Raw genomic sequence first — 26,483 nt, 5'->3', positions numbered from 1 at the left:
TGGAGGAGCCTTCTCTTACCGCATTAGGACCGCAGGGTTAATTAGACCTTCACGGCAAATCTGTGAATAGAAGCGGGTGTTGCCGCCCTGCGACGCTCAAAATCTGGTTCCCTTGCCCTTCCCTTGCACGCAGCGCCCAATCCACGTATGTACGAGGTGCTGACGGCTAATACTCCCGGTTGTGTCGCGTTCAGCCTCCCGGTGCAGCGCCGGAACCTTCGAAGCCGGAGGAACCTGCGTCTTTCCCGATCCCTCCACAGCCAGCGCCGCGCGCGGCTGACAAGGAGGGACGGTTTCGAGCCCGGGCGGCGTCCGGTCCCAGGTACCTTTTCCAGGGACGGTTTGAGACACGGCAAAACTGATTATCCGGACCCCAAACGGTCCGATATGCGATGGCCGGAGGGCGTCTAGGCGCCGAACCGGGCCTTCAGCGATAGATACGGCGGTATCCTTTCCGCCAACATGTTTAGACGGGCCGACGCTTGATGCGCCAGACTGTGTTGCCGACCAGGATCCACGGAACGATCGCGCCGACGCGAAGCGAAAGCTTCGCACGTCGCCTCGCTCTGGTGGCTCCCCGTTCGGCGCGGCGCCAAGAAGTGCGTTTTGGCCTTCCCCTCACCCCCGAATCAGGTGGACCGTCGCGTCACCGGGCCGCGCAATTTGCGCGCGCCATGCACCGCGCCCGCCGCCGTCAAGAGTTCCAAAATGCCCAACAAGATGTTGATCGACGCCACCCACCCGGAAGAGACCCGGGTCGTTGTGGTCCGCGGCAACCGCGTCGAAGAATTTGATTTCGAGACCGCCCAGCGCAAGCAGCTCCGCGGCAATATCTATCTCGCCAAGGTCACGCGCGTAGAACCGTCGCTGCAAGCGGCGTTCATCGAATATGGCGGCAACCGCCACGGCTTCCTGGCGTTCAGCGAAATCCACCCGGACTACTATCAGATCCCGGTCGCCGACCGTCAGGCGCTGATCGAAGCCGACGAGCGCGCCCACCGCGAGGCCGAGGAAGAAAGCGAGAACCGCTCCTCCAGCCGCCACCGTGGCCGCTCGCGCCACCGCAATGCGCGCCGCCGCGGTCATGGCGACCGCGTCCAGAGTGGCGTCGTCGAGAATGCCGGCCAGGATCCCGCGCAGGCCGCCCAGCCCTATGAAGGCGAGGCGCATCAGCACGAAGGCACGTATGCCGGCGAAGTGCATCCGCACGACGCTGAGCATCATGAGAATGATGCCGGACATCACGAGGATACGGCCCATCACGATCATGAGGCGCACGGTCACGATCATGATCATTCGCATGATCACCACGACCACGACCACGATCATCACCACGATCACGATGCGCAAGGTCGTGACGAACGGGCAGATGCCGCAAGCGAAGCCCCGGTCGCGGAATTGGAATCCGGCGCGCCCGCCGTGGCGCCGGTCGAGGCGCCCGCCCCCGCGGCGACGACCGAACACACTCATGACGAACACGCGCATGATGAGCATCATGACGATGAGCACGCACGCGAAAACGCCGCCCATGCCGAGGACGCGCCGCATATCGAGCACGCCGGTGAAGGCTACGCGGTTGCTTCGTCCGACGAACTCGCCCGCGCTCCCGAAGGCGACGACGACCACGACGATGAGGACGATGGCGAGGACGCCGAAGAGGAAGTCGTCGAATCCGTCGGTGGCGATGACGTGCTGGAGGAAGTGCCGGAACGCGCGTTCCGCCCGCGCCGCCAGTACAAGATTCAGGAAGTCATCAAGCGCCGCCAGGTGATGCTGGTTCAGGTCGTCAAGGAAGAGCGCGGCAACAAGGGTGCGGCGCTGACGACCTATCTGTCGCTGGCCGGCCGCTATGCCGTGCTGATGCCCAACACCGCCCGCGGCGGCGGCATCAGCCGGAAGATCACCTCGGCCCAGGATCGTTCGCGGCTGAAGGAAGTGGTGCAGGATCTCGACGTGCCCGAGGGCATGGGAATCATCCTGCGCACCGCCGGCGCCTCGCGGACCAAGCCCGAGATCAAGCGCGACTTCGAATATCTGATCCGGATGTGGGAAACCGTCCGCGACATGACGCTGAAGTCGCAGGCCCCCACCCTCGTCTACGAGGAAGGTTCGTTGATCAAGCGCTCGCTGCGCGACCTCTACAACAAGGAAATCGACGAAATCCAGGTCGCCGGAGAAGCCGGCTACCAGGAAGCGCGCGACTTCATGAAGATGCTGATGCCCTCGAACGTGCGGGCGGTCAGGCAATATCGCGACGGCCAGCCGCTATTCTCGCGGATGGGCGTCGAGAGCCAGTTGGACGCGATGTTCTCGCCGACCGTGCAGCTGCGCTCCGGCGGCTACATCGTCATCAACCAGACCGAGGCGCTGGTCTCGATCGACGTCAACTCCGGCCGCTCGACCCGCGAGCACCATATCGAGGACACCGCGCTCAAGACCAATCTCGAGGCGTCCGAGGAAGTGGCGCGGCAACTGCGCCTGCGCGATCTCGCAGGCCTGATCGTCATCGACTTCATCGACATGGACGAGAAGCGCAACAACCGCGCGGTCGAGCGCAAGCTCTCCGACTGCCTGCGGCAGGATCGCGCGCGCATTCAGGTCGGGCGCATCTCGCATTTCGGCCTTCTGGAAATGTCGCGCCAGCGCATCCGTGCCAGCGTGCTGGAGAGTTCGACCGATGCCTGCGCGGTATGCGGCGGCAGCGGTCATGTGCGCTCGGTCTCGTCGGTCGCGCTGCAATTGCTGCGCGGCATCGAGGAAATCCTGATGAAGGGCGCGACCCACAATCTGGTGGTGCGCACCCGCACCGACGTCGCGCTCTACGTCCTCAATCACAAGCGCGGCCATCTGCGCGATCTCGAAAACGCCTTCAAGGTGTCGCTCGCCGTGAGCGCCGATCCAACCGTCGCCGGCCAGCAGTCGTTCGTCATCGACCGCGGCGAACAGGTGCACACGCTGGAAGCCGCCAAGGCGCTGCTGGTGGCGCAGGCTGCCGCCTTCCCGGCGCAGGTCGAGGAAGCCTATGACGACGACGAGCCGTTCGACGCCGAAACCGAATCCGAGGTCGAAACCGAGGAGACCGAGGGACTGACCGACGATGGCGCCGAAGCGGCAGCCGGCGAAGGCGACGGAGACGGCCACCGCCGCAAGCGGCGCCGACGCCGGCGCGGCCGTGGCGAGCCCCGTGATGGCGCCGCCCCGCGCGAGGACGGTGAGCCCATGCGCGTCGCGGGCGAGGCCATCGAAGGTGCAATCGCCGAGGACGGCGAAGCCGACGAGGACGAAGGCGACGAACAGCCCGGCATGGCCCGCGGCGATCAGCCGGCCAATGGCGAGCGGCGCCCGCGCCGTCGCGGCCGTCGCGGCGGACGCCGCCGGCGTGGGGCCGAGCTGGAAGACGGGCTTGTCGGATCGATCACGGACGAACTCGGGCCGACGCCTGCTTCCGAAGTGACCGGCGCGGTGGCCGATTTCGACGGCGGCGCGTCCGAACCCGCGCCATCGCTGGTGCAGGCCGACGTTCATTCCGATCCGGTCTCGCAGCCGGCGGAGATGCAGCCGGCGGCCTACGCCCGGCCCGAGCCGGTCGAGAGCGCGCCCGCGCCGTCAGCTGAAGAAACCGGGCAAGAGGCCGAGCGGGCCGCGGCGCGGCGGCGTTCGACCGTGCGCGAGAAAGTCAGCTTCGTGACCAGCGCTCCGGCCGAGCCGGCGCCCTCCATCAGCCACAGCGCGCCGGAGCCGGTCGAGTCTCCCGCGCCTGCCCCCGAGCCGGCCACATCGGACGAAACCGCGCCCCGCAAGGCGGGCTGGTGGTCGCGGCGCTTCGGCAGCGGCGAGTAAGGATCAAACCAAAAAGAAAACCGCCCGGCTAAAAACCGGGCGGTTTTTTATTGGGTTCCGGCAACTCTCAGCCCGTCGTGAGCGCGGTCTCCACGTCGGTCGGATCGATCTGCTTGTTCAGGTTGGCGCGCAGCTTTTCGTGATCGAGTTCGCCTTCCCACCACGACACCACCACGCAGGCGACGCCGTTGCCGCACAGATTGGTCAGCGCACGGCACTCGCTCATGAACTTGTCGATACCGAGAACGATGGCCATGCCCGGCACCAGCCGCGGATCGACCACGGCGAGCGTCGCGGCCAGCGTGATGAAGCCGGCCCCGGTAATCCCGGAAGCCCCCTTCGAGGTCAGCATCGCGACCAGCAGGATGGTTAGTTGCTGGCCGAACGTCAGATCGAAGCCAAGTGCCTGCGCGATGAACAGGGTCGCCAACGTCATGTAGATATTGGTGCCGTCGAGGTTGAACGAGTAGCCGGTCGGCACCACGAGGCCGACCACGGACTTGGAGCAGCCGAGCCGCTCGAGCTTTTCCATCAAGGACGGCAGCGCGCTTTCCGAGGACGACGTGCCGAGCACGATCAGGAGTTCGTCCTTGATGTAGGCCAGGAACTTGAAGATCGAGAAGCCGACCATCCGCGCGATCACGCCGAGCACCACGAACACGAACAGCGCGGCGGTGAGGTAGAAAGTCGCGATCAGCCCCATCAGGTTCAGGATCGCGCCGGTTCCGAACTTGCCGATCGTGAATGCCATCGCGCCGAACGCGCCGATCGGGGCCGCCTTCATCACGATGGCGATGACGCCGAAAACGCCATGCGCAGCGTCGTCGATGAAAGCGCGCAGCGTATGGCCGCGCTCGCCGAGACCCATCAGCGCGAAGCCAAACAGGATCGAAAACAGCAAGACCTGGAGGATTTCGCCCTGCGCGAAGGCGCCGACGACGGTATCAGGAATGATATGCAGGAAGAAATCGACGCTCTTCTGCGCCTCGGCCTGCTTGGCGTAACCGGCGACCGCCTGCGCGTTCGCCATGGCGCCGCCGAAACCCGCGCCGGGCCTGACCACATTGCCGACGATAAGACCGATCACCAGCGCGAAGGTGGAGACGACTTCAAAATAAACCAGCGCCTTGACACCGATGCGGCCGACCTTCTTGGCATCTTGTATATGCGAGATGCCGGATACCACGGTGCAGAAGATGATCGGCGCAATCACCATCTTGATCAGCTTGATGAAGCCGTCGCCAAGGGCCTTGATCCAGTCGTTGGTCGCAAGCGCAGGCCACAGCCAGCCGAACAGCGCGCCGACGACGATGGCGATCAGGACCTGAACGTAAAGTACCTTGTACCAGGGCTTTGCCGCACGCACCGGTGCTTCAACCGCAATCGTTGCCGCCATGACGTTAACTCCCCTCAGAGGCCGCGCGGACTGGTCGCGCATGTGCCAATCCGTCGCACACAGCAAAAATACTTTGAGCGAGCGGAGTCAATGGTGTTGGCGGAATGTGATCGCTTAGCGGTTCGGGTCGAACATCCGCCGGATCGCCCGCACAAGAGCGGCCGAGCGCATTCTTGATCAAGGACGCCGCGATGAATGGCGCAATGCCGACCAGCCACGCCTTTTCGACGCCAAGTTTCATGCCGAACGCAAGCCAACCAAATCCGGCGGCGAGAATGAGAAAGTGTCCGAACGCCATCGCGACGAACAGCCGGAACACTGAACGGTCCCAACCGCGTTCGCTCAGCCATCCCGTCACCAAGGCCGCCGCCACGAAGCCGAAGAGATATCCGGCCGTCGGACCGACGAGCGGCGCAAGGCCACCGACCGGGCCTGCGAAGACCGGAAATCCAATGGCGCCCTCGGCCAGATAGGCCAGGATCGTAACGCTGCCGAGCCGCCAGCCATAGGCCGCGCCGATCAACAGTACGACCAAGGTCTGCAGCGTCATCGGCACATAGGGCAACGGGAGATTGACCTTGGCCGACAAGGTCAGCAGCGCCGTCCCCAGCGCGACCAGGATTACGCTACGCAACAGACCCGACGATCCATCGGCACGATGCGGCCACAGCACGGCGGCGAGCGGGAAATGCGACGGCGCAACGGTTTCAGGCATGGTTCTGGCGGACACGGATGGCTCCCCGGTTGATTGCAGGCAAGAATGATGTGGAGGACGGACGGATAGGCGGCTATCGCAGCCAGCGCGCGATGCGCGTTACCGCTTCACGCATCTCGTTGGCCGAGCGCGCGTAGGAGAAGCGAATGAAGTTGCGGCCGTGGATCGGATCGAAATCGACGCCCGGCGTCGCCGCCACATGCGCCTTCTCCAGCATGCGGCCAGCAAATTCGAAACTGTCGGCGGTAAAATCCGATACGTCGGCGTAAAGGTAAAAGGCGCCGTCCGCCGGCAGGAACTTGGTGAGACCGGCCTTCGGCAGTCCCTCGATCAGGATGCGGCGATTCTCCTGATAGCCGCGCTTGATCGCCTCCATCTCTTCGCGGCCTTCGAAAGCCGCCTCGGCCGCGATCTGCGACAGCGTCGGCACCGAGATCGACAGGTTCTGCTGCAGCCGTTCGATCGGCCGCACCAAAGGCTCCGGCACCACCATCCAGCCGACCCGCCAGCCGGTCATGCAGAAATATTTCGAGAACGAGTTGATCACGAGCGCATGCGGCGAAAGCTCCGCCGCCGTCACCGCCGGAAACGCATAGTCGAGGCCATGATAGATCTCGTCGGAAATAAAGCGGATGCCGGCGCCTTCCGCCGCATTTATCAGGCCGATGAGCGCGTCGCGCGACATCATTGTTCCCGTCGGATTGGCGGGGCTGCCGACCAGCACGCCTTTCAGCGGCATCTTGCAATGCGCGGCCAGCAAGGCCTCGCCTGTCAATGCATGACGCGTCGCGCTGGAGGTCTCGATCAGCACCGGCTCGCAGCCGAGCGCGGTCAGGATGTGGCGGTATGGCGGATAGCCCGGCACCGTGACCGCTACCCGGTCGCCCGGCTCGAACATCGACAGGAACGCCAGAATGAAACCGCCGGACGAGCCGGTCGTGATCACGACGCGTTCGGGATCAACCGCACAGCCGTAAGTATCGCGGTAGTGTTTTGCGATCCGCGTGCGCAGCGTGGGAATGCCGAGCGCGGACGTGTAATCGATCCGCACGGCATCGAGCGCGGCATGCGCGGCCGCGATCGCGACCCTGGGTGCCGGCGCCGCCGGCTGCCCCACTTCCATATGAATGACATGGCCGCCGGCGGCCTCGATGCGGGCTGCGGCCGCCATCACGTCCATCACCATGAAGGGTGGAACGTCGCTCCGCGCCGAAGGGGTCAGTAGCGCCGTGGCGCGGTCTCTAAGTGTCGATTCCAGCATCGATATCTGCTATTTGCACGGGCCGTTGCCGAATTCAGGTTCCCGAACCGGTTAGCGCCCCAGACTGGCCGTATTCGGTGGCTTGTTATAGCTTTTTCCAGCGAAGTGATACCGGGTTCGCGTACTGATACCCCGGCTCGGGTGCTCGGGTGAAAGAAACGCGCTGAAACAACGAACTGAGACCCGTTTCTGATCTAATCGGAAACCGAACCGGCGTCCGGACAATCTAGACACATCGCCAATCGCCAAAGATCGCTCATGCTGCTCCGCATCGCCTTACGCAAAAACCGACTGAAGTTGACCGCGCTGATGACGGCCACAGCGCTTGCCGTTGGGCCGATGGCAGCCGTGGCGCAGGAAAACAAGGGCCCGCCGGTGATCCGCGACACCGAGACGGAGCAATTGCTGCGCGAATATACCAGGCCGATCCTCCGCGCCGCCGGTCTGGAAAAACAGAACATCCAGATGGTGATCATCAACCAGGGTGTGTTCAACGCCTTCGTTGCCGACGGCCGCCGCATCTTCGTGAACTACGGCGCGATCATGCAGTCGGAGACGCCGAACCAGATCATCGGCGTGATGGCGCACGAAACCGGCCATCTTGCCGGCGGCCATCTCGCCAAGATGCGCGAGCAGATGGCGCAGGCCCAGACGCAGATGATCATCGCCATGCTGCTTGGCGCCGGCGCGATGGTGGCGGGCGCGAAGACCGGCGGCAGCGGCGGCGGATTGACCAATGCCGGCGCAGCGGTGTTCTCCGCGCAGGGAGAGGTGATCCGACGCAACCTGCTCTCCTACGTGCGCCAGCAGGAGGAAAACGCCGACAAGGCCGGCGTGAAATTTCTGACCGCCACCGGCCAGTCCGCCCGCGGCATGTATGAGACCTTCAAGCGCTTCACGGACGAAAGCCTGTTCGCCTCGCGCGGTTCGGACCCCTACGTTCAGTCGCATCCGATGCCGGCCCAGCGCGTCACCGCGCTGGAAGAACTGGCGCGCTCTAGCCCGTATTGGGACAAGAAGGATGACCCTGCCCTGCAGCTGCGCCACGACATGGCGCGCGCCAAGATCTCGGCCTTCATGGAGCGGCAGGAGACCGTGTACCGGCGCTATCCGCTGTCGAACAACAGCCTGCCCGCGCGCTATGCCCACGCGATCTCGACTTATCTGCACGGCGACCTGCGCAGCGCGCTCGCCCAGATTGACACCCTGATCCAGCAGCAGCCCAACAATCCCTATTTCTACGAGGTACGCGGCCAGGCGATGCTGGAGGGCGGCAAGCCGCAGGAGGCGATTGCGCCGCTGCGAAAGGCGGTCGCGCTCTCCAACAACGCGCCGCTCATCGAGATGCTGCTTGGGCAGGCCCTCGTGGCAACCGCCAACAACGCCTATACCGACGAGGCAATCGCCATCCTGCGCGCAGCCGTGGCCCGCGAGAGCGAAGCGCCGATCGGCTACACCCAGCTCGCGATGGCCTATGGCCGCAAGGGCGACTATGCACAGGCCGATCTGGCGTCGGCCCAAGCCGCCTACCTTCGCGGCGACAGCAAGACGGCGCGCGATCTTGCCTCGCGCGCCAAAACGCGCTTCGCGATCGGAACGCCGGGATGGGTCAAGGCTGACGACATTGTGAGCGCCAAGCCGATGCCGGGCCAGAAGAGCAACTAGAAATCAGCCGCGTTCGGCTATAATCGAACCTGATCACCAACGACTTGGTCACCAGCGACCAGGATATTCTCCAGGAGCCGGCCTTCAGCAGAATTGCCCGGGAACCCGCCGCATAAGGATTTACCGATGCCCTCGTTCCGTCTTCTCACTTCCGCATTGTTCGCTCTCGCGCTCTGCGGCGCGCCGATGTCCGCTTCCGCGCAGAGCTTCAACGACACCCAGCGCGGCGACATCGAGACCATCGTCCGGAATTACCTGATTGCGCATCCCGAAGTGCTCGAAGAGGCGATGGCCGAACTCAGCAAGCGTCAGACCGCGGCGGAAGCCGCCAAGCACGAAGCGGGCGTCTCCAAGAATGCGGACGCGATCTTCAACTCGCCGCGCAACGTCACGCTCGGCAACAAGGACGGCGACGTCACCTTCGTCGAGTTCTTCGATTACAATTGCGGCTACTGCAAGCGCGCCATGACCGACATGATGGATCTGATGAAGGCCGATCCGAAGCTGAAGGTCGTGCTCAAGGAATTTCCGGTGCTGAGCGCGGGCTCGGTCGAAGCCGCCCAGGTCGGCGTCGCCGTGCGCATGCAGGATCCGACCGGCAAGAAATATCTCGACTTCCACCAGAAGCTGCTCACCGGCCGCGGCGCCGCCGACAAGGCCCGCGCGATGGCCGTTGCCAAGGAAGTCGGCCTCGACATGGCGAAGCTGGAGAAGGACCTTGCGAGCGCCGAAGTGCGCAACACGCTGGAGGAGAATTTCAAGCTCGCCGAAGCGATGGGCATGAACGGCACGCCGAGCTACGTGATCGGCAAGCAGGTCGTGATCGGCGCGGTCGGCGTCGAAAGCTTGCGGGAGAAGATCAGCAACGCCCGTTGCGGCAAGGCGACGTGCTGAAATAGCGCCGACGCTTCAACGAACGAGACGAAAGGCCGGCGTGACTGCCGGCCTTTTTATTTGAGGCTTTCTCTGGCGCGACGGTTCACCCCGCGTTCACAAAACAAAGTCGGCGGAACCGCCAATGTTCCGGAACATCGCGCAATTCCTTTCGTTGTCGGTCGGGCAATGCAGAAACACGTGAGGAGACTTTCTAATGACTAATCGCTTTTTGATTTCGGTCGCCACGGCGGCCCTGATCGCCGGAACTGGCTTTGCGAACGCGCAGGGCACCGCACCGGGCCGCGACGCAGGGTCAGCCGGTTCCACGGCGCAGCAGAGCGCGCCTCCTTCTGGCGGTGCCTCGTCGGGCGGCGCAATGCAACGCGACAGCGGCCCGTCCGGCATGAAGGGCGCTGAGACCGGTACTACGAAGGAGCCCAGCACGAAGGCCTCTGAATCGACCGACAAGATGGCCCCGAGCAAGAGCGCCCAGGACAGCAATAGGATGCAGGGCGAGAAGTCGAAGAGCATGCACTCCGAGACCGACTCGGCCAAGGGCGGCAAGGACATGAAGGCCGAAGGCCGCGACAGCAAGAGCGGCGACATGAATAACGCCCAGACCAAGGGCGCGACCGACACCAAGTCGGGCACGGCTGCAAGCGAGACCAAGTCGCCGACCACGACGGGCAACGCCGCCACTTCGGCGACGGCTGCTCCGCCGGCCGAAAAGCGCGCCCAGATCAACACCGCCTTCCGGTCGGAAAAGATCCAGGAAACGACCAACGTGAACTTCAATATCTCGGTCGGCGCCGCGATCCCGGCGTCGGTCCATTTCCACCCGATTCCGGCCCGGATCGTCGAGATTTATCCGGAGTGGCGTGGCTATGACGTGATCCTGGTCGGCGGCCGTTACGTCATCGTCCGTCCGCAGACCCGCGAGATCGTTTACATCATCGAAGGCTAACGCGTTCGGGTCGCAGCTTCGCTGAGAAGCAATCGGGGGTGGGCAGAGATGCCCACCCCTTTTTCTTGGGCCGTCTTCCAAAAATTGGTTAACGAATGATTTCCGTAGGTTCCGCCGGCTTTTTACGAATTGGATGAGGCATTTGGGCGGCATTCCGGCAGGCGGGAAGGCTTCCCCTAGGCCGCGTTGTTACCTATAACCCCGCGACCTGCCCCGCCCCTCTTTGCTGGAATCCGGATGGCCCAAGGAAGCGCACAAGCCTCTGCCGCGACGATCTATGTCCTCAACGGCCCGAACCTCAACATGCTGGGGATACGGGAACCGGAAAAGTATGGCCATGCGTCGCTCGCCGATGTCGAAAAACTGTGCGTAGAAACCGCGGCGCAATTCGGCCTGAAGGCCGAATGCCGTCAGTCCAACCGCGAAGGCGAATTGATCGACTTCATCCACGAGGCGCACGCCAGAAAAGTGGTCGGCATCGTCATCAACGCCGGCGGCTATTCGCACACCTCGATCGCATTGCACGATGCGCTGGTCGCAGTGAAAATCCCGACGGTGGAAGTGCATATCAGCAACATCCACGCCCGGGAGAGCTTCCGTCATCACTCCTACACCGCCATGGCCGCCTTTGCGTCGCTTTGCGGCTTCGGCATCGATGGCTACCGGCTCGCAATCAATGGCCTTGCCGCCAAACTCGGCGCCAAGGCCAAAACCTGACATCCAAATCTGACGTCGAACGACATCAAGCCTGACGCTTCAGCCGTCACCCACATCGAGAATTCCGGATCAAGAGCATGGCCCGCCAGCCCGACAACAAGTCAGCGGACAAATCAGCCGCAAACCTGAAGAGCGATGACAGCGCGCTCATTCGCGAACTCGCGCTGTTGCTGGATGAGACCAGCCTGACCGAGATCGAGATCGAGCGTTCAGGCCTGCGGGTGCGGGTCGCGCGCAACATCACCGTGTCGGCGGCGATGCCGGCGAGCTTCCAGCCGGCGCCGGTTGCTGCGGCAGCCGTCCCCGCGGGCGCCGATCTGGCCAAGCACCCGGGCGTGGTCCCCTCGCCGATGGTCGGCACCGCCTACTGGTCGCCCGAGCCCGGCGCCAAGCCGTTCATCGACGTCGGCAGCAAGGTATCGGCCGGGCAAACGCTGCTGATCATCGAAGCGATGAAGACGATGAACCAGATCCCGTCGCCGCGCGCCGGCACGGTGACGCAAATTCTCGTCGAGGACGGCCAGCCGGTCGAATTCGGCGAGCCGCTCGTGATCATTGAATAAGTTCGTCAACGTCAGGCGCTGCGATGTTCGATAAGATTTTGATAGCCAATCGCGGCGAGATCGCGCTCCGCGTGCTGCGTGCGTGCAAGGAGCTCGGCATCAATACCGTCGCCGTGCACTCCACTGCCGATGCCGACGCCATGCATGTGCGGCTCGCCGACGAAAGCGTCTGCATCGGGCCGCCGCCGTCAAAGGATTCTTATCTCAACATCCCGGCGCTGCTCGCGGCCTGCGAGATCACCGGCGCGGACGCCGTGCATCCCGGTTACGGCTTCCTGTCGGAGAACGCCCGCTTCGCCGAAATCCTCGCCGAACATAATCTGCATTTCATCGGCCCGAAGGCCGAGCACATCCGCCTGATGGGCGACAAGATCGAGGCCAAGAGGACCGCCAAGCGGCTCGGCATCCCGGTGGTGCCCGGCTCCGATGGCGCGGTCACGCCCGACGACGACGCCCTCGCGATCGGCAAGGCGATCGGCTTCCCCGTGCTGGTGAAGGCGGCCGCTGGCGGCGGCGGACGCGGCATGAAGGTGGCACACACCGCCGAAGATCTGATGATGGCGCTGTCGACCGCGTCCAACGAGGCCAAGTCGGCCTTCGGCGACGCCTCGGTCTATCTCGAAAAATACCTGCAGAAGCCGCGCCACATCGAGATCCAGATTCTCGGCGACGGCCGCGGCGGCGCGATCCATCTCGGCGAGCGCGACTGCTCGCTGCAGCGCCGCCACCAGAAGGTCTGGGAAGAAGGCCCCTCGCCGGTTCTCTCCGCCGCCGCCCGCGCCAGGATCGGCGAGACCTGCGCCAAGGCGATGCGGGACATGAAATATCTCGGCGTCGGCACCATCGAATTTCTCTACGAGGATGGCGAGTTCTACTTCATCGAGATGAACACCCGCATCCAGGTCGAGCATCCCGTCACCGAGAGCATCACCGACATCGACCTCGTGCTGGAGCAAATCCGCATCGCCGCTGGCGGCGACCTGCCCGCCAGGCAGGAAGAGATCACCATCATCGGCCATGCCATCGAATGCCGCGTCAATGCGGAGAACCCGCTGACCTTCCGCCCGTCGCCCGGCCGGATCACGCAATTCCACCCGCCCGGCGGGCTCGGCGTTCGGATCGATTCCGCCGTTTATCAGGGCTACGTCATTCCGCCTTACTATGACTCGCTGGTCGGCAAGCTGATCGTGCACGGCAAGACCCGCGCCGAATGCCTGATGCGGCTGCGCCGGGCGCTCGACGAGATGGTGGTTGACGGCATCGAAACCACCCTGCCGCTGTTCCGGGCGCTGGTCCGGGAGGCCGACATCATCAACGGCGACTACCACATCCACTGGCTTGAGCAGTACCTCGCCGGCCAGCCGGCGGACGGCCAGGCGCGCTAGCGAAATCTCCCCGGGATGGAACCAATCGAGCCCTGCGGTATTATCGGAAGTTGGGGTCCTCTGGGGGCGGTTCCATTTGCATGACGCGAGATCGTCGTGACGGCTGAAGCTCAGCGTCGGCGCGCTGTGTGGCAAATCCTGCTGCTGTCAGCGGGACTGCTGGTGCTGGTCGCCATCAGCGTCACCTCCGTCGTCCTGGTCAACAAGGCTCGCGATGCCAGTGGCCTCGTCGTGCATACGGTGGAGGCCGAAAGCCAACTGGCCAACCTCTTGCTCGAGATCCGTCGCGCCGAAAGCGCCACGCGCGCCTATCTCCTGACATCGGCGCCCCAATTCCTTGCCGAATACGAAACCGCGGCCGGCAACATCCTGCCTGCTGCCGATGAACTGGCGAGAATTACCAGCGACAACCCGGTTCAGGTCGAAAACTACACCAAGCTGCGCCGGGCGGTCGAGCAGCGTCTGACCGAATTCGCGCGCGGCATCGATCGCATCAAGAACAACGACGTCGCCACCAGCGTTACGGTCTTGCGCAACGGCACCTCGACCGGCGCCGTGCAGGCCATCACCGAGGCGGGGCGCGATATGCGCGCCGAGGAAGATCGTTTGTTCGCCATGCGGACCGTGGACGCTGATCGAACGCAGGTACTTGCCTCCTCGGTCACGATCGCCGGCTCCGGTCTCGTGATCGCACTGGCCGGCTTCTCGATCTTCCTGGTGCGGCGCTCGTCGCGTGCGCGCGACGAGGCCGAAGCCAGCTTGCGCGACAACAACCTCAACCTCGAGGCCACGATCGACGAGCGCACCGCGGACCTGCGCGAAGCCAATGACGAGATCCAACGGTTCGCCTACATCGTCAGCCACGACCTGCGTTCACCGCTGGTGAACATCATGGGCTTCACCAGCGAGCTGGAGGAATTGCGCAGCGACATCTTCAGGCGAATCGCAACGCTGTCGCGCGAGCAGTCGGCCGCACCGCCCACCCCCGAAAACGCCACCGATACCGCCGAGCCCGCGCTCGAAGGCTCCGACAAGCAGCTCTCGGAAGATTTTTCCGAGGCGCTCAGCTTCATCAAGTCATCGATCGGCAAGATGGACCGGCTGATATCGGCGATCCTCAGCCTCACCCGCGAGGGCCGGCGCGAGTTCGAGCCGGCCTGGATCGACACCAAGGAGCTGATCGAGGGTGTCGTGATGACCATGGCGCATCAGGCCGCGGAAGCGCAGGCCGAAATCCGGATCGACGCGCTGCCGAATATCGTCAGCGATCGCCTTGCGCTGGAGCAGATCTTCTCCAATCTGATCGACAATGCGCTCAAATACCTCAAGACCGGGGTGCCCGGCGAAATCAAGGTGCGCGGCCGCACCAAGCTCGGTTTTGCGATTTTCGAGTTATCGGACAATGGGCGTGGTATCGATCCCAAGGACCATCAGCGCATTTTCGAGCTGTTCCGCCGGGCGGGAACCCAGGACAAGCCGGGACAGGGCATCGGCCTTGCCCATGTCCGCGCCCTTGTGCGTCGCCTCGGAGGTACCATGTCGGTCGCGTCGGAACTTCACCAGGGCAGCACGTTCACGATCACGCTGCCTATTAACTGGCCTGCGGGTAATCGGAACACACGGACATGACCAATCCAGTCACTATCATCATGATCGAGGACGATGAGGGCCATGCCCGCCTGATCGAGCGAAATATCCGACGATCCGGTGTCAACAATGAGATAATCCCGTTCACCAACGGTACAGCCGCGCTGGACTATCTGTTTGGCAAGGATGGAACGGGCCTCGACCACAAAGGCAACGCGCTCCTGATCCTGCTCGATCTCAATTTGCCCGACACGACCGGCATCGACATTCTGAAGCGGGTCAAGGAAAACAAATATCTCAAGGCCACGCCGGTGGTGGTCCTGACCACGACCGACGATTCCCACGAGATCAAGCGCTGCTACGAACTCGGTTGCAACGTCTACATTACCAAGCCCGTGAACTACGAAAGCTTCGCCAACGCGATTCGCCAGCTCGGCCTGTTCTTTTCCGTCATCCAGGTGCCCCCTGCCGCCACATGAAACCTGCGACGCCGACACTGCTGTATATCGACGATGACGCTGGCCTCGCCCGGCTGGTCGACCGCGGCCTGACGCGCGCAGGCTTCAACGTCATTCACGCGGCGGGCGGCGAGCAAGGGCTGGCCCGGCTGGCGCAAGGCGGCATCGATGCGGTTGCGCTCGACCAGTACATGCCGGGCCTCGACGGTCTCGAAACACTGGAACGGATCATGGCGATAGCCGGCGCGCCGCCCGTGGTGTTTGTCACGGCCTCGCAGGATTCGGCAATCGCCGTCACGGCGCTGAAAGCCGGCGCCGCCGACTACCTGGTCAAGGATACGCAGGGCGATTTCATTCCGCTGCTTCAGGTCGCCGTCAACGGCGCGCTGCGGCAGGCCGAGCTTCAGCGGGCTCGCGACGAGGCGGAAGCCGAAGTTCACCGCTCGCGCGACCGCTATGCGGCGCTCGCCGCCGAACGCGAGGTGCTGCTGCGCGAAGTCAACCACCGTGTCGGCAACTCCTTGCAGATCATCGCCTCGCTGCTGCATTTACAGGCCAATTCGACCACCCAGGACGACGTCAAGGCGGCGCTGACCAACGCGATGGGCCGCGTCGCCGCCGTCGCCCAGGTCCATCGCCGCCTCTACACCTCGCACGATCTCAAGAGCGTGTTGCTGAACCAGTATCTCGAAGCCCTGCTGGAAGACCTCCGGCGTTCGGCCGAGGGCAACAAGATGTCGCGGCTGACGCTCAAGGCCGAACCGATCGAGATCGACCCGGACCGCGCGGTGGCGATCGGCATCATCGTCAACGAGCTGGTGATGAACGCCGTCAAATACGCCTATCCCGACGGCGCCGGTCCGATTCACGTCGAGCTGAAGGCTGACGGCGACGACCTCGTGGTCGCGATTGCGGACGACGGCGTCGGCCTCAACGTCAAGACCGATCCGCGCTCCACCGGCATGGGACAACGCATCGTGAGCGCAATGGCCGCCAAGCTGGATGCCAATGCCGAGCGCGATCCCAACCATCACGGCACCAGGATCATGCTGCGCTTCCGCCGCGTCCCGGCAGTGGCGCCGAAATCGACCAACGCGGCGGCAGGCTAGAGCGTCTTCAAGCGCAGTTGATACCGGTTCGCGTCGAGAAAACGCGTCCCATAAAAATCTAGTCGCGCGGCGTCGCCGCCTCGATCGCACGCGCAGCAGCCAGGAGGACGTCCGCCACCTCGATCGCGCGGCGCGGGCTCAACCTGCTTCGGATGGCCGAGAGCGTAATCGCCGCGGCCGGCTCGCCGTCCGGTGTCCGGATCCAGGCCGAAAGCGACTTCGTTCCCTGCACCAGGCCGACATCGCGCAGATTATAGCCCCGGCGGCGCGCGAGCTGGATCTGCCCGAGCACGGTGGCGGTATCGGTCCGATACGCGCCAAATCGTGTTTCATTGGCGAGCACGATCTTGCGTGCCTCCGCAGCGGGCATCGCGGCAAGTATCGCTACGCCAGCGCTGCTGACGCCCAGCGGACGCCGCACGCCGACCTCGATCGACAACACCTGGATCGGATAGCCGCCGATGCGGCGGGCCACGCATAGCGTGTCGAGCCCGGTGCGCACCGTGAAGAACAGGGTATCGCCGAGCTGCGCCGACGCGTCCGCGAGATACGGCTCGGCTGCAACCATCAGGGGTGAACGCGATGGACGCGCCAGCGCCAGTTCGGGCACCTGGCGGCCGACAACGTAATTTCCCGTCCGCTCGCTGCGCTCGACGATCCCCTCCTCGATCAGCACATGCACGATGCGATGGACGGTAGGGCGCGCAAGCGATGTCGCCTGCACGATCTCAGCCAATGGTACGCCTTTTTCCCCGCCCATCGCGAGCGTCCGCAGCACGGTCAACGCGCGGCGGATCGCCTGCCCGCCCTGCCGCGGCGCTCGCCCGCGCGCCTTTAACCGACCGTTTGTCATAAGCGTTGTCCGCTGTCCACAATGTGGACAAAAACACCACAATTTGGTCGACAGCGGAAGGGCCGCGCGCAACATCGCGGCGCGGAACAAGACATGCGCATGCCGCTGGGACGGGGCTAAGCGCAAAACAAAATGTAAGCGGCAGATGTGTCGCTTTTCGGGAGAATGCGATGAAATTTTTCGCGATCGCAGGCATCGCTGTATCGGCACTGTTCACGGTGGCGTTGAACACACCGGCCGACGCCCAGCAATGGCCCGCGCGGCAGGTCCGCCTGATCGTGCCCTATCCGGCCGGCGGAAATGTCGACAGCGCGGCGCGCGTCATCGCCGACAGGCTGCAGGCGAAGCTCGGCCAGCCGTTCATCGTCGAGAACAAGGCCGGCGCCGGCGGCCTGATCGCCGGTGAGGCGTTCGCGAAAATGAAACCCGACGGCTACGCCTTGTTCGTCGGCGCCAACGGCCCCGTGCTGTTCGCACCAGAGATCGCCAAGCGCGACGCCTATAACTGGAAGCGGGATTTCATCCCGATCACCTCGATCACGATGACGCCGCTGGTACTCGAAGTGCATCCCTCGGTGCCGGCCCAGGATCTGAAGGAATTCATCGAACTTGCGCGCCGCGATCCCGGCAAGCTGACGATGGCGTCTCCCGGCCAGGGCACCACCAACCATCTGCTCAGCGAGCTGATGCAGTCGGAGCTGGGCCTGGAATGGCTGACGGTGCACTACCGCGGCAACGCGCCTGCCCTCAACGACCTGATCGGCGGACAGGTGCAATTCGCGCTGGACCAGATCTCGGTCGGATTGCCTTCCATCAAGAGCGGCATGCTGCGCCCGCTCGCCGTCACCGGCGGCCACCGCGCCTCCTGGCTTCCTGACGTGCCGACCTTCACCGAACTCGGCTACAAGGAATTTGACGGCCAGACCTTCACCGGCCTGTTCGCGCCAGCAGGCACGCCGGCCGAGATCGTGACCAAGTTGAACGAGACTCTCGCGGAGATCCTGAAAGATCCGGCCATCGTCGAGAAGTTCTACGCCCTCGGCGCCGAGGCGGTATCGATGACGCCAGCGGATTTCACGAGCTACCTCGAACGCGAGGATGCCAAGTGGATTCCCGTGGTCCGCAAAGCCAACATCAAGGCTGACTGATCCATGCAGATCGATCCCGGCGACCTCGGCGCGGAGCGGATCTACCGGCTGATGACCGGCATCGTGGTGCCGCGTCCGATCGCCTGGGTGACGAGCCTGTCGCGCAAGGGCGTGCTCAACCTCGCCCCGTTCAGCGCCTTCACCTTCGTCTCGCAGAAGCCGCCGATGCTGGCCATCAGCGTCGGTCGCAAGGGCCCCGACTACAAGGATACGGCGCACAACATCCTCGACACCGAGGAGTACGTCATCCACATCGCCGACATGCCGCTGATGGGTGCGGTGCATGACAGTTCGGTCGAGCATCCGCCCGAAGTCAGCGAGGTCGAAGAGCTCAAACTAGAAACGCGTCCCAGCGAGCGCGTCAAGGTGCCCCGGCTTGCCGCCGCGCCGGTCGCGATGGAATGCGTGTTTCGGCAATGTCTCGAATTCGGCGAGGCGCGCAGCCGGCTCATCGTCGGCGAGGTGGTGATGTTCCACATCCGCGACGGTCTCGTGAACAACGGCAAGGTCGAGACCGAAGCGCTCGACCCGATCGCCCGCATCGGTGGGCCCCGCTACGCCCGGCTCGGCGAGATCGTGACGCTAGGCGGCGTCTTCCAAACCCCGAAATCGACCGATTAGCGGCGGCGGCAATCCGTAGCGAGCTTGCTGACGTCGGACGCAGATCGAAGCAGAATTCTCGAAGAGGACGACAATGCGACTGGTGAGCTATCTGGTGGAAGGAGAGCCGCGCTACGGCGCGGCCGTACCCGGCGGCGTGGTTGACCTCACCCAACGGCTCGGACCGAAATGTCCGGACCTTCGGAGCCTGATCGCCAGGGACGGTCTGGAAGTTGCGCGCCAGATGGTCGCCAGCCTCAAGCCGACCCATGCACTCGACGATCTCGTCCTGCTGCCGCCGATCCCCTATCCGGAAAAACTCTGGTGCATCGGCGTCAACTACAGGGATCGCAACGCCGAGTACAAGGACAATTCGGACCTGCCGAAATATCCGAGCCTGTTTGTCCGCAATCCCTCCTCGGTCGTCGGCTCCAACCAGCCGATCGAAAAGCCAAAGATCTCCGAACAGCTCGACTATGAGGGCGAGCTCGTGATCGTGATCGGCAAGGAAGGCCGGCACATTCCTCGCGAGCGCGCCTTTGAGCACATCTTCGGCATGACGCTGTGCAACGAGGGCAGCGTGCGCGACTGGCTGCACCACGGCAAGTTCAACGTTACGCAAGGCAAGAATTTCGACCGCTCGGGCAGCATCGGGCCGTGGATCGTCACCTCGGACGAATGCGATCCGCGCGGGCCTCATGACATTGTTACCCGCGTCAATGGCGAGGTGCGCCAGAACGATTCCACCGAACGGCTGATGTTCCCGTTCGATTTCCTGATCGCCTACCTCTCCACCTTTGCCACCCTCAAACCCGGCGACATGATCGCGACCGGCACCCCGACCGGGGCCGGCGCCCGCTTCACGCCGCCGCGCTGGCTCAAGCCCGGCGACGTCGTCGAGGTGGAATCCGCTAGGATTGGCATCCTCCGCAACACCGTGGCGGAGGAGCAGTAGCCGATGCTCGATCAACCAACCGTCGAACGGCTGGCGCAGCGCCTGGATGACGCCGAACGCAGCAAGTCGCTGATCCCAGCGTTCACGCGTGAATATCCCGATCTCACGATCGAGGACGCCTACGCCATCCAGCGTGCCTGGACCAAGCTGCAACTCTCCCGCGGCCGAGTCGTCAGGGGGCACAAGATCGGCCTGACATCGAAAGCGATGCAAAACGCCGTCGGCATTTCGGAGCCGGATTACGGCGTGCTGTTCGCGGACATGTTCTATCCGGACGCATCGCCGATCCCGTTCGCCCGTTTCCACGCGCCGCGTATCGAGGTCGAACTGGCATTCGTGCTGAAGGCGCCCTTGAAGGGACCCAATTGCACGCTGTTCGACGTGCTCAATGCCACCGAATACGTCACGCCGGCGCTCGAAATCCTGGAGACCCGGATGCACCGCGTCGATCCCGAGACCAAGGCGCCGCGCAAGGTGATGGACACGATCTCCGACAATGCCGCGAATGCCGCGCTGGTTGTCGGCGGCCGGCCCATTCGGCCGCTCGATTTCGACCTGCGCTGGATCGGCGCGCTGTTGTTTCGCAATGGCCAGATCGAGGAGACCGGCATCGCCGCCGGCGTTCTCAACCATCCCGCCAACGGCGTGGCCTGGCTCGCCGACCGGCTGGCCGCCCAGGGCGAGCATCTCGAAGCCGGTGAAGTGGTGCTGGCCGGATCGTTTACCCGGCCGGTCGACATCCTCAAGGGCGACACGTTTCACGCCGATTACGGCCAGTTCGGATCGGTGTCCTGCCAGTTCGCCTGAACAAGAAAGCGTCCCAGGGAGAGCAGCGATGACAAGGCGCAAGAGCATTCATATCGGCGAGTTCAAGCACGCCAATCCCATTCCGAACGCCTGCCGCATCGGCAATCTCCTGATGTCGGGCGTCATCCTTGGCCGCGACGCCGCTGGCAAGATGCCGGAAAAGATCGAAGACCAGTGCGCCAACATGTTCGGCCACATGAAGGCGATCGTGCAAGCCGGCGGCGGGACGACCTCCGACATCATCAAGATGACGGTGTGGCTGCAGGATCGCACCCAGCGCGCACCGGTGAATGTCGAATGGCTGAAGATGTTTCCCGACGAGCATTCGCGCCCTGCCCGTCATGCGCTGCAGATGGACATGGAGAACGGCGCGCTCGTGCAATGCGATTTCACCGCCGTGATCGGCTGACCGCGCTCGAACAAGGAACCCGACATGCCGACCTATCTCCCCTTCGATCCGAACCCGCGCCGCCCCTCAAAGCTACCGCCGCCGAAGACCATCGACAGCCAGTTTCACGTGCTGGGGCCGCTGGAGAAATACCCGGTGCGGCCGGGCGCCGCCTACCAGATGCCGACCGCGACCTGGGAGGCCGCTCTGCGCGTCCACAAGGCGCTCGGCATCGAGCGCGGCATCATCGTGCAGACCACGACTTACGGCGCCGATCATTCCGTGGTGCTCGACGCGCTCGCGGCGATGGGGCCGAACTATCGCGCTTGCGCCAATGCGCTAGTGTTTGCCGAAGCCAGCGATACGTATCTTGCCAAGCTCAACGACGCCGGCGTGCGCGGCGCGCGTTTCAGCTTCCGACAGGAACTCGGCGCGGTGCTCTCGGACAAGGATTTTGCCCGAGCGATCGCACGAATGCGCGAACTCGGCTGGTACGCAAAGATCCAGCCGGAGAAGGACGGCATCGTCTCCAGCGCCGCCAAATACGAAAACCTCGACCTGCCCGTGCTGATCGACCACATGGCCCGCCCTGACCCCGCACGCGGCAAGGAAGATCCGAACTTGCAGAAGATGCTGGAGCTGCTGTCGAAGGGCAATTTCTGGGTGATGCTGTCGCTCGGCGAAAAGACCTCGAAAAAGGGCAAGCCGTGGGACGACGTCATCCCGATCGCGCGCGCCTACATCGAAGCCGCCCCCGACCGCTGCGTCTGGGCCAGCGACTGGCCGCATCCGGTTTCGGTGGTGCAGCCGCCCAACGACGCCGATCTGCTCGAACTGCTCTACAGCTACGTCGCGGACGAGGCGGAGTTGCGGAAGATTTTGGTGACAAATCCGGCCGGGCTGTTCGGCTTCAAGGATTAAGTGGCGTTGATAAGCGCGCAGCCGGATACGAGATGGCTTGCGCTTTCGGCGGCATAGCGGCCATGGCCTGCATTGCTGCTGGCTCGACCCGATCGCGAATGTCCCAAACCGGACGTGGTCGGGGAAGAGAGGCATGTCGCCTTGACGCTAGTCGATCGAAACATTGGCCTCGTGCGCGACCTTGGTCCAGCGCGCGATCTCGCGGCGGATCATGTCTCCGAACTGTTGTGGAGCCATGGGCTCGGCTTCGGCGCCCTCATTGGTGAGAAACGTGACGAGCTCGGGCGATATCAGGATCTTGTTGATCTCCGCGTTCAGCGCATGAACGACATCCGCAGGCATCCCGGCCGGGCCAACGATGCCCCACCACGTTTCCGCATCGGCGCCCGGTGTCCCGCACTCCGCAAGCGTGGGCACGTCGGGCAACAGCGCCGTTCGCCGGCTGCTCGTCACCGCAAGCGGCTTGATTTGGCCGCCTCGGACGAGCTGGAGTGCCTGCGGAATACTGGATACGTAGATGTCGACATGGCCGCCGGCGAGATCGTTGAGCGCCGGTGCGCCGCCCTTGTAGGGAACATGCGCGAGCTTCACGCCTGCCGCCAGCGCGATCACTTCGGTTGAAATCTGGTTGATGCTGCCAAGACCTGCGGAGGCGTAGGTGATCTGGCCAGGCTTGCTCTTGGCCAGGGCAAATAGCTCGCCGGCGGACTGCACAGGCAGCTTGTTCGATGTTGTGACCAGAAGCGGCGCGCGGCCCATGAAGGCAATCGGCGTGAAATCCCTCGCCGTGTCGAACGGCATGGTCCTCCTGGTCGCCGGGTTGATGGTGAACGTCGGAGACACCAGGAGCAGCGTGTAGCCATCGGGTGTCGCTTTGGCGACGGCAGCGCTGCCGATCAGGGTGCCGCCGCCACCGCGGTTTTCGACCACCACCGGCTGCCCCCACGCCTCGGAAAGCTTCTTGCCGATGGCGCGCCCGACCAGATCGTTCGAGCCGCCGGGCGTGAAGGGAATGATCAGGGTGATTTGTCTGGACGGATAGGTTTGCGCGCGTGCTGCCGGGCCTGCGAGGACAAGCGTTGCGGCCAACATTGCTGCAGCCTTGATCATGGCAGGCGTCTCCCGGCGCATGATGTTACCCCACGCGCGCGGCCGAGAATGACCTATAATTGTGCCGCCCGCGACCGATATTTTCAGCCGTCACAGCCGATTTCACTGCAAGGGACAAGCGCAAGGGACAAACGATGGACTTCCAGCTCACTGAACAACAGCGACGGATGGTGGCCGCGGTACGCGAGCTTGCTCAAGGGGAGTTCAAGGCCAACGCGCAAAAGTACATGGACGGGACGTTTCCCTGGGCCAACATGAAGAAGCTTGCCGAGATCGGTGTGCTCGGCATGTCGGTCCCCGAAGAATATGGCGGCCTTGGCTTGCCGGTGTTCGATACGGCGTTGGTGCTCGAGGAGATTGCGAAGACTTGCTATGTCACCGCGATGGCGACGCTCGGCGAGGCCGGCGTTCAGACCCGCGTCATCGCGACCTACGCTCCCGATGCCATCCGCGCGCGCATCCTCCCGAAAGTCATCTCCGGAGATTGCATCCTGGCCGTTTGCATGACCGAACCGCACGCCGGCACCGACGTCGCGAACTACCGGACAAACGCCGTCATCAGGGGCGACCGCGTCATTCTCAACGGGACGAAGACGCTGATCAGCCGGGCCAGGGAGGCCGGCATGTTCGTCATCTTCACGCGGATCGACGGCGAACCTGGCCGCGAGGGCATCGGCTGCGTTCTGCTGGAGCCTGACACCCAGGGTTTCGAGGTGACCGGAACCTACCACACGATGGGCGGCGAAAACCTCCACGAGATCCAGTTCAACGATTGCGAATTGCCGCTGGAGAATCTCGTCATTCGCGATGACGGCTTTCGAAAGCTGCTGACCGCCTTCAATACACAACGCTGTCTCAATCCGAGCATATCGCTTGGGCTCGCCGAAGGCGCTTTCGAGGAAGCCCGTAACTATGTCCGGGACCGGACCGTGTTCGGAAAGCCGATCGCCGACTATCAAGGCGTACGGTGGAAGCTCGCCGAGATGTACCGCGAGATCGAGACGGCCCGGAGCATCCTCTATCGCGCCTGTATCACCGCCAGTCCGTTTCCAGATCCCCTGATGGCGGCGGTGGCCAAGATCACGTGCAACGAGATGTCCAACCGCGTCACCAGCGAGGCGATCCAGTTGCATGGCGGTTTCGGTTTCACGGATGAGTACGCGGTGTCGCGCCTCTATCGCGGCGCGCGCTACGGCACGCTGGGAGGCGGCACCACCGAAACACTACGCGATTTGATCGGCAAGCGGATCATGGACGCGGCGGATGCAGGCGCCGAACTGCTGGCCTATGACATGATGAACGGCGGCTGATTGCGGTGAGAGCCAATACCCGGAGGCCAATCTGCTGCTATCTCGCAGTTTCGGTTATGTCTGCTTCTAGCTTCACGGGGCGAATGACCCGAGCCGTAAGTCACGCGCCGAGCTGCGACAACACGCGCAGAAACAAAATGGGGCTGCGTGCATTCTGAGGGGATGAGCAAAGACACTGCATTCAATATATTCGCGGTGGTATTCGGGGCAGCGTTGCCCATTGCGCTCCTAATTGCGGTGCTATTCTATGTCGCAGAATAACAACTCATCCGCGACCGCTGCAGGAGGAGATCGATGAGTACAGTAAAAAGCGCTCTGGCCCGGAAGAGTGGCGCCCTGATCCATGTTCGTTCCGGCGACATGGTCGTCGAAGCCTTGCGCCAGATGCACGAAAACCGGGTCCGGGCGGTGCTGGTAATCGACGACGACGTGCTGGTCGGTATCGTGACCCAAGGTGACTGCGCCATCAAAGTGCTGCTGCCCGGGCTCGATGCGAAGCAGACGCCGGTGGGCCAAGTGATGACGGGCAACCCGGTGACGGTCAAGCCGGACGATCGGCTGGAAGGTTGCATGGCAATGATGGCTGCGCGCGGTTTTCGCCACCTGCCAGTGCTGAACGCGGGCAAGGTCGTGGGCGTGATCTCGATCGGAGACGTCGTCAAGGACATCATCCGGGATTTGGAGCACAACGTGGACGACCTGATGGGATACATCATGAAGGACGGCCCCGGGGGCTGAAAGACGAACCGCGGTGCCGTCGTCCCCCCGCGTATGTCTGCTTGTGGCAGATTTTGTTGCATAGCGGACATCGATTGACGCGCATCCATCAAGCTTGATCTGCCAGTAAGCGCCCCTGGGCGCTCGATCACACCACCCACAGCCACGACATCACGATCAGCAGCGGGCCGAGGGCCTAACGCAGCCCTACCGTCAAGAATGCGACGATGACGGGCAACGTCACCGCGGCCAGGACCGTCCCGAGCGCCACGGCGCCGGAGACGGCTTCGTTCAGCCGTCCGTACTGGGCCGAGAAGATGTAGGCATTGGCGCCGGTCGGCATCGCGGCAAACAGCACAACCACGGCCGCGGAAATCGGCGGCAGCGCCAGGACGTAGAACGCAAGGACCGCGGCGATGGCCGGCATCGCCAGCAGCTTGAGCGCGCACATGACGGCCATCGCGAGCGCCTGGCCCTTGATCCTGAACCCGAACAGATTGATGCCGAGCGCGATCAGCGCCGTGGGCGAGCCGGCCTGCGCCAGCAGTTCCAGCGTCTTGTCCGCAACGGGATGCAGGCCCAATCCGGTCAAGCGCCAGAGAAAGCCGAAGCCGAGAGCGAGCATGATCGGATTGCGCGCGATCTCGCGAACGGCCCGCAAGACAAGGAGCGGTGCGCTCTCGGAAGACTTCCGCTCAGCCCATGCCATCTGCAGCGTGCCGCAAAGCCAGAGCAGCGGCGTGTTGACCGACAGGATCAATGCCATCGAACCGGCGGCCTGACTTCCCAGGGCCGACAAGGTCAAGGGAAGGCCGAGCATCACGATGTTGCCGTAGATCGAGCCGATCGCGAGCACCACGCCGTCGGCCCGGGATTGCCGAAGAACGGATGACGCCAGGAGCGCGACGATCCATGTCGCCGCCGTTGCCCCATAATAGGCGCTCCACACTGCTAACGCGTTGACGGCGGGAAATTCAGCGACGACCACGATCCGGAACAGCAGCGCGGGAATCGCGATGCTGAAGGCGAACTCGGAAATGCCCTTGTGCGCCGTCGGCGAAATGAAACGCAGCGCTACCGCCGCATAGCCGGCCGCGATCAAGGCGAAGACCGGTACGACGATCAACACTGTGCTCAT

Annotated in this window: 24 protein-coding genes and 1 pseudogene; 18 read left to right on the top strand and 7 right to left on the bottom strand. The window is 63.7% G+C overall.

Going from position 1 to position 26,483, the window contains the following annotated elements:
* Window positions 1-618: 618 nt before the first annotated feature.
* On the bottom strand, window positions 619-1,485 hold the full coding sequence (locus ACPPVP_RS21780) for a hypothetical protein (protein WP_426524262.1): 867 nt from the start codon (window positions 1,483-1,485) through the stop codon (window positions 619-621).
* Between ACPPVP_RS21780 and ACPPVP_RS21775 the strand changes: the two genes are divergently transcribed.
* Window positions 1,420-3,840 carry an Rne/Rng family ribonuclease gene (locus ACPPVP_RS21775; protein WP_426524260.1) on the top strand — a complete coding sequence of 807 codons (2,421 nt, stop codon included), beginning with the start codon at window positions 1,420-1,422 and terminating at the stop codon, window positions 3,838-3,840. The two genes, ACPPVP_RS21780 and ACPPVP_RS21775, sit on opposite strands and share 66 nt — an antisense overlap.
* A 67-nt stretch (window positions 3,841-3,907) precedes the next feature.
* On the opposite strand, the gene ACPPVP_RS21770 is transcribed toward ACPPVP_RS21775, so the two are convergent.
* The 3 genes and pseudogenes from ACPPVP_RS21770 to ACPPVP_RS21760 form a co-directional block, all read right to left on the bottom strand.
* A complete protein-coding gene (locus tag ACPPVP_RS21770; protein WP_426524258.1) occupies window positions 3,908-5,236 on the bottom strand; it encodes a dicarboxylate/amino acid:cation symporter in 1,329 nt (442 codons plus the stop codon).
* A gap of 114 nt (window positions 5,237-5,350) precedes the next feature.
* Window positions 5,351-5,951, bottom strand: a pseudogene (locus ACPPVP_RS21765) (biotin transporter BioY).
* 73 nt (window positions 5,952-6,024) lie between these two features.
* Window positions 6,025-7,212, bottom strand: a complete 1,188-nt coding sequence (locus ACPPVP_RS21760; protein WP_426524256.1) for a pyridoxal phosphate-dependent aminotransferase — start codon at window positions 7,210-7,212, stop codon at window positions 6,025-6,027.
* A gap of 258 nt (window positions 7,213-7,470) precedes the next feature.
* Between ACPPVP_RS21760 and ACPPVP_RS21755 the strand changes: the two genes are divergently transcribed.
* From ACPPVP_RS21755 to ACPPVP_RS21715, 9 genes are all read left to right on the top strand, one after another.
* Window positions 7,471-8,877 (top strand): M48 family metalloprotease, encoded by a 1,407-nt coding sequence (locus ACPPVP_RS21755; protein ID WP_426524254.1) that lies wholly within the window; start codon window positions 7,471-7,473, stop codon window positions 8,875-8,877.
* A gap of 126 nt (window positions 8,878-9,003) precedes the next feature.
* Entirely contained in the window at window positions 9,004-9,771 is a 768-nt protein-coding gene (locus tag ACPPVP_RS21750; protein ID WP_426524252.1) for a DsbA family protein, read from the top strand.
* Window positions 9,772-9,967: 196 nt separating this feature from the next.
* Window positions 9,968-10,717: a DUF1236 domain-containing protein gene (locus ACPPVP_RS21745; RefSeq protein WP_426524250.1), complete on the top strand. Its 750-nt coding sequence runs from the start codon at window positions 9,968-9,970 to the stop codon at window positions 10,715-10,717.
* 237 nt (window positions 10,718-10,954) lie between these two features.
* Entirely contained in the window at window positions 10,955-11,434 is a 480-nt protein-coding gene (gene aroQ / locus ACPPVP_RS21740) for a type II 3-dehydroquinate dehydratase (RefSeq protein ID WP_426524248.1), read from the top strand.
* 77 nt (window positions 11,435-11,511) lie between these two features.
* On the top strand, window positions 11,512-11,997 hold the full coding sequence (gene accB, locus ACPPVP_RS21735; protein WP_426524246.1) for an acetyl-CoA carboxylase biotin carboxyl carrier protein: 486 nt from the start codon (window positions 11,512-11,514) through the stop codon (window positions 11,995-11,997).
* Between the two features lie 23 nt (window positions 11,998-12,020).
* Window positions 12,021-13,382, top strand: coding sequence for an acetyl-CoA carboxylase biotin carboxylase subunit (accC, locus tag ACPPVP_RS21730; protein WP_426524244.1), 1,362 nt, complete (start codon window positions 12,021-12,023; stop codon window positions 13,380-13,382).
* 96 nt (window positions 13,383-13,478) lie between these two features.
* Complete coding sequence (locus ACPPVP_RS21725) at window positions 13,479-15,011, top strand: sensor histidine kinase (protein WP_426524242.1); 1,533 nt, start codon at window positions 13,479-13,481, stop codon at window positions 15,009-15,011.
* Window positions 15,008-15,448: a response regulator gene (locus ACPPVP_RS21720; protein WP_426524240.1), complete on the top strand. Its 441-nt coding sequence runs from the start codon at window positions 15,008-15,010 to the stop codon at window positions 15,446-15,448. The genes ACPPVP_RS21725 and ACPPVP_RS21720 overlap by 4 nt, the downstream gene beginning before the upstream one ends.
* Window positions 15,445-16,536, top strand: coding sequence for a sensor histidine kinase (locus ACPPVP_RS21715; protein WP_426524238.1), 1,092 nt, complete (start codon window positions 15,445-15,447; stop codon window positions 16,534-16,536). Before ACPPVP_RS21720 ends, ACPPVP_RS21715 begins: the two co-directional genes overlap by 4 nt.
* A 58-nt stretch (window positions 16,537-16,594) precedes the next feature.
* Here ACPPVP_RS21715 and ACPPVP_RS21710 read toward each other — a convergent pair whose 3' ends face one another.
* Window positions 16,595-17,389 (bottom strand): IclR family transcriptional regulator, encoded by a 795-nt coding sequence (locus ACPPVP_RS21710; protein ID WP_426524236.1) that lies wholly within the window; start codon window positions 17,387-17,389, stop codon window positions 16,595-16,597.
* A gap of 170 nt (window positions 17,390-17,559) precedes the next feature.
* On the opposite strand from ACPPVP_RS21710, the gene ACPPVP_RS21705 reads away from it, so the two are divergent.
* From ACPPVP_RS21705 to ACPPVP_RS21680, 6 genes are all read left to right on the top strand, one after another.
* Window positions 17,560-18,537 (top strand): Bug family tripartite tricarboxylate transporter substrate binding protein, encoded by a 978-nt coding sequence (locus ACPPVP_RS21705; protein ID WP_426524234.1) that lies wholly within the window; start codon window positions 17,560-17,562, stop codon window positions 18,535-18,537.
* Between the two features lie 3 nt (window positions 18,538-18,540).
* Window positions 18,541-19,158, top strand: coding sequence for a flavin reductase family protein (locus ACPPVP_RS21700; RefSeq protein WP_426524232.1), 618 nt, complete (start codon window positions 18,541-18,543; stop codon window positions 19,156-19,158).
* A gap of 73 nt (window positions 19,159-19,231) precedes the next feature.
* Window positions 19,232-20,092 (top strand): fumarylacetoacetate hydrolase family protein, encoded by an 861-nt coding sequence (locus ACPPVP_RS21695; protein WP_426524230.1) that lies wholly within the window; start codon window positions 19,232-19,234, stop codon window positions 20,090-20,092.
* A gap of 3 nt (window positions 20,093-20,095) precedes the next feature.
* Window positions 20,096-20,899: a 2-oxo-hept-4-ene-1,7-dioate hydratase gene (gene hpaH / locus ACPPVP_RS21690; RefSeq protein ID WP_426524228.1), complete on the top strand. Its 804-nt coding sequence runs from the start codon at window positions 20,096-20,098 to the stop codon at window positions 20,897-20,899.
* Between the two features lie 28 nt (window positions 20,900-20,927).
* On the top strand, window positions 20,928-21,308 hold the full coding sequence (locus ACPPVP_RS21685; RefSeq protein ID WP_426524226.1) for a RidA family protein: 381 nt from the start codon (window positions 20,928-20,930) through the stop codon (window positions 21,306-21,308).
* A 24-nt stretch (window positions 21,309-21,332) separates the two neighbouring features.
* On the top strand, window positions 21,333-22,208 hold the full coding sequence (locus tag ACPPVP_RS21680) for an amidohydrolase family protein (protein WP_426524224.1): 876 nt from the start codon (window positions 21,333-21,335) through the stop codon (window positions 22,206-22,208).
* Between the two features lie 147 nt (window positions 22,209-22,355).
* Here ACPPVP_RS21680 and ACPPVP_RS21675 read toward each other — a convergent pair whose 3' ends face one another.
* Window positions 22,356-23,318: a Bug family tripartite tricarboxylate transporter substrate binding protein gene (locus tag ACPPVP_RS21675; RefSeq protein ID WP_426524222.1), complete on the bottom strand. Its 963-nt coding sequence runs from the start codon at window positions 23,316-23,318 to the stop codon at window positions 22,356-22,358.
* Between the two features lie 134 nt (window positions 23,319-23,452).
* Between ACPPVP_RS21675 and ACPPVP_RS21670 the strand changes: the two genes are divergently transcribed.
* Window positions 23,453-24,628, top strand: coding sequence for an acyl-CoA dehydrogenase family protein (locus tag ACPPVP_RS21670; RefSeq protein ID WP_426524220.1), 1,176 nt, complete (start codon window positions 23,453-23,455; stop codon window positions 24,626-24,628).
* A gap of 294 nt (window positions 24,629-24,922) precedes the next feature.
* Window positions 24,923-25,366, top strand: a complete 444-nt coding sequence (locus ACPPVP_RS21665) for a CBS domain-containing protein (RefSeq protein ID WP_426524218.1) — start codon at window positions 24,923-24,925, stop codon at window positions 25,364-25,366.
* Window positions 25,367-25,541: 175 nt separating this feature from the next.
* Here ACPPVP_RS21665 and ACPPVP_RS21660 read toward each other — a convergent pair whose 3' ends face one another.
* A complete protein-coding gene (locus ACPPVP_RS21660) occupies window positions 25,542-26,483 on the bottom strand; it encodes an AEC family transporter (RefSeq protein ID WP_426524216.1) in 942 nt (313 codons plus the stop codon).

This window comes from Bradyrhizobium sp. McL0615, assembly GCF_049993905.1.
Classification (GTDB): Bacteria; Pseudomonadota; Alphaproteobacteria; order Rhizobiales; family Xanthobacteraceae; genus Bradyrhizobium.
Note: the sequence above shows the minus strand (reverse complement) of the source record. Positions and strands in the feature narration are given on the sequence as shown.

Excerpts from the sequence above, each read along its gene's own strand:
- accC (WP_426524244.1), top strand. The coding sequence starts at position 12,021 with ATGTTCGATAAGATTTTGATAGCCAATCGCGGCGAGATCGCGCTCCGC.
- hpaH (WP_426524228.1), top strand. The coding sequence starts at position 20,096 with ATGCTCGATCAACCAACCGTCGAACGGCTGGCGCAGCGCCTGGATGAC.
- ACPPVP_RS21720 (WP_426524240.1), top strand. The coding sequence starts at position 15,008 with ATGACCAATCCAGTCACTATCATCATGATCGAGGACGATGAGGGCCAT.
- ACPPVP_RS21770 (WP_426524258.1), bottom strand. The coding sequence starts at position 5,236 with ATGGCGGCAACGATTGCGGTTGAAGCACCGGTGCGTGCGGCAAAGCCC.
- ACPPVP_RS21700 (WP_426524232.1), top strand. The coding sequence starts at position 18,541 with ATGCAGATCGATCCCGGCGACCTCGGCGCGGAGCGGATCTACCGGCTG.
- ACPPVP_RS21685 (WP_426524226.1), top strand. The coding sequence starts at position 20,928 with ATGACAAGGCGCAAGAGCATTCATATCGGCGAGTTCAAGCACGCCAAT.
- ACPPVP_RS21705 (WP_426524234.1), top strand. The coding sequence starts at position 17,560 with ATGAAATTTTTCGCGATCGCAGGCATCGCTGTATCGGCACTGTTCACG.
- ACPPVP_RS21665 (WP_426524218.1), top strand. The coding sequence starts at position 24,923 with ATGAGTACAGTAAAAAGCGCTCTGGCCCGGAAGAGTGGCGCCCTGATC.
- ACPPVP_RS21750 (WP_426524252.1), top strand. The coding sequence starts at position 9,004 with ATGCCCTCGTTCCGTCTTCTCACTTCCGCATTGTTCGCTCTCGCGCTC.
- ACPPVP_RS21695 (WP_426524230.1), top strand. The coding sequence starts at position 19,232 with ATGCGACTGGTGAGCTATCTGGTGGAAGGAGAGCCGCGCTACGGCGCG.
- ACPPVP_RS21660 (WP_426524216.1), bottom strand. The coding sequence starts at position 26,483 with ATGAGCACAGTGTTGATCGTCGTACCGGTCTTCGCCTTGATCGCGGCC.
- ACPPVP_RS21715 (WP_426524238.1), top strand. The coding sequence starts at position 15,445 with ATGAAACCTGCGACGCCGACACTGCTGTATATCGACGATGACGCTGGC.
- ACPPVP_RS21680 (WP_426524224.1), top strand. The coding sequence starts at position 21,333 with ATGCCGACCTATCTCCCCTTCGATCCGAACCCGCGCCGCCCCTCAAAG.
- ACPPVP_RS21745 (WP_426524250.1), top strand. The coding sequence starts at position 9,968 with ATGACTAATCGCTTTTTGATTTCGGTCGCCACGGCGGCCCTGATCGCC.
- ACPPVP_RS21755 (WP_426524254.1), top strand. The coding sequence starts at position 7,471 with ATGCTGCTCCGCATCGCCTTACGCAAAAACCGACTGAAGTTGACCGCG.
- ACPPVP_RS21670 (WP_426524220.1), top strand. The coding sequence starts at position 23,453 with ATGGACTTCCAGCTCACTGAACAACAGCGACGGATGGTGGCCGCGGTA.
- ACPPVP_RS21780 (WP_426524262.1), bottom strand. The coding sequence starts at position 1,485 with ATGCGCGTGTTCGTCATGAGTGTGTTCGGTCGTCGCCGCGGGGGCGGG.
- accB (WP_426524246.1), top strand. The coding sequence starts at position 11,512 with ATGGCCCGCCAGCCCGACAACAAGTCAGCGGACAAATCAGCCGCAAAC.
- ACPPVP_RS21760 (WP_426524256.1), bottom strand. The coding sequence starts at position 7,212 with ATGCTGGAATCGACACTTAGAGACCGCGCCACGGCGCTACTGACCCCT.
- aroQ (WP_426524248.1), top strand. The coding sequence starts at position 10,955 with ATGGCCCAAGGAAGCGCACAAGCCTCTGCCGCGACGATCTATGTCCTC.
- ACPPVP_RS21675 (WP_426524222.1), bottom strand. The coding sequence starts at position 23,318 with ATGATCAAGGCTGCAGCAATGTTGGCCGCAACGCTTGTCCTCGCAGGC.
- ACPPVP_RS21710 (WP_426524236.1), bottom strand. The coding sequence starts at position 17,389 with ATGACAAACGGTCGGTTAAAGGCGCGCGGGCGAGCGCCGCGGCAGGGC.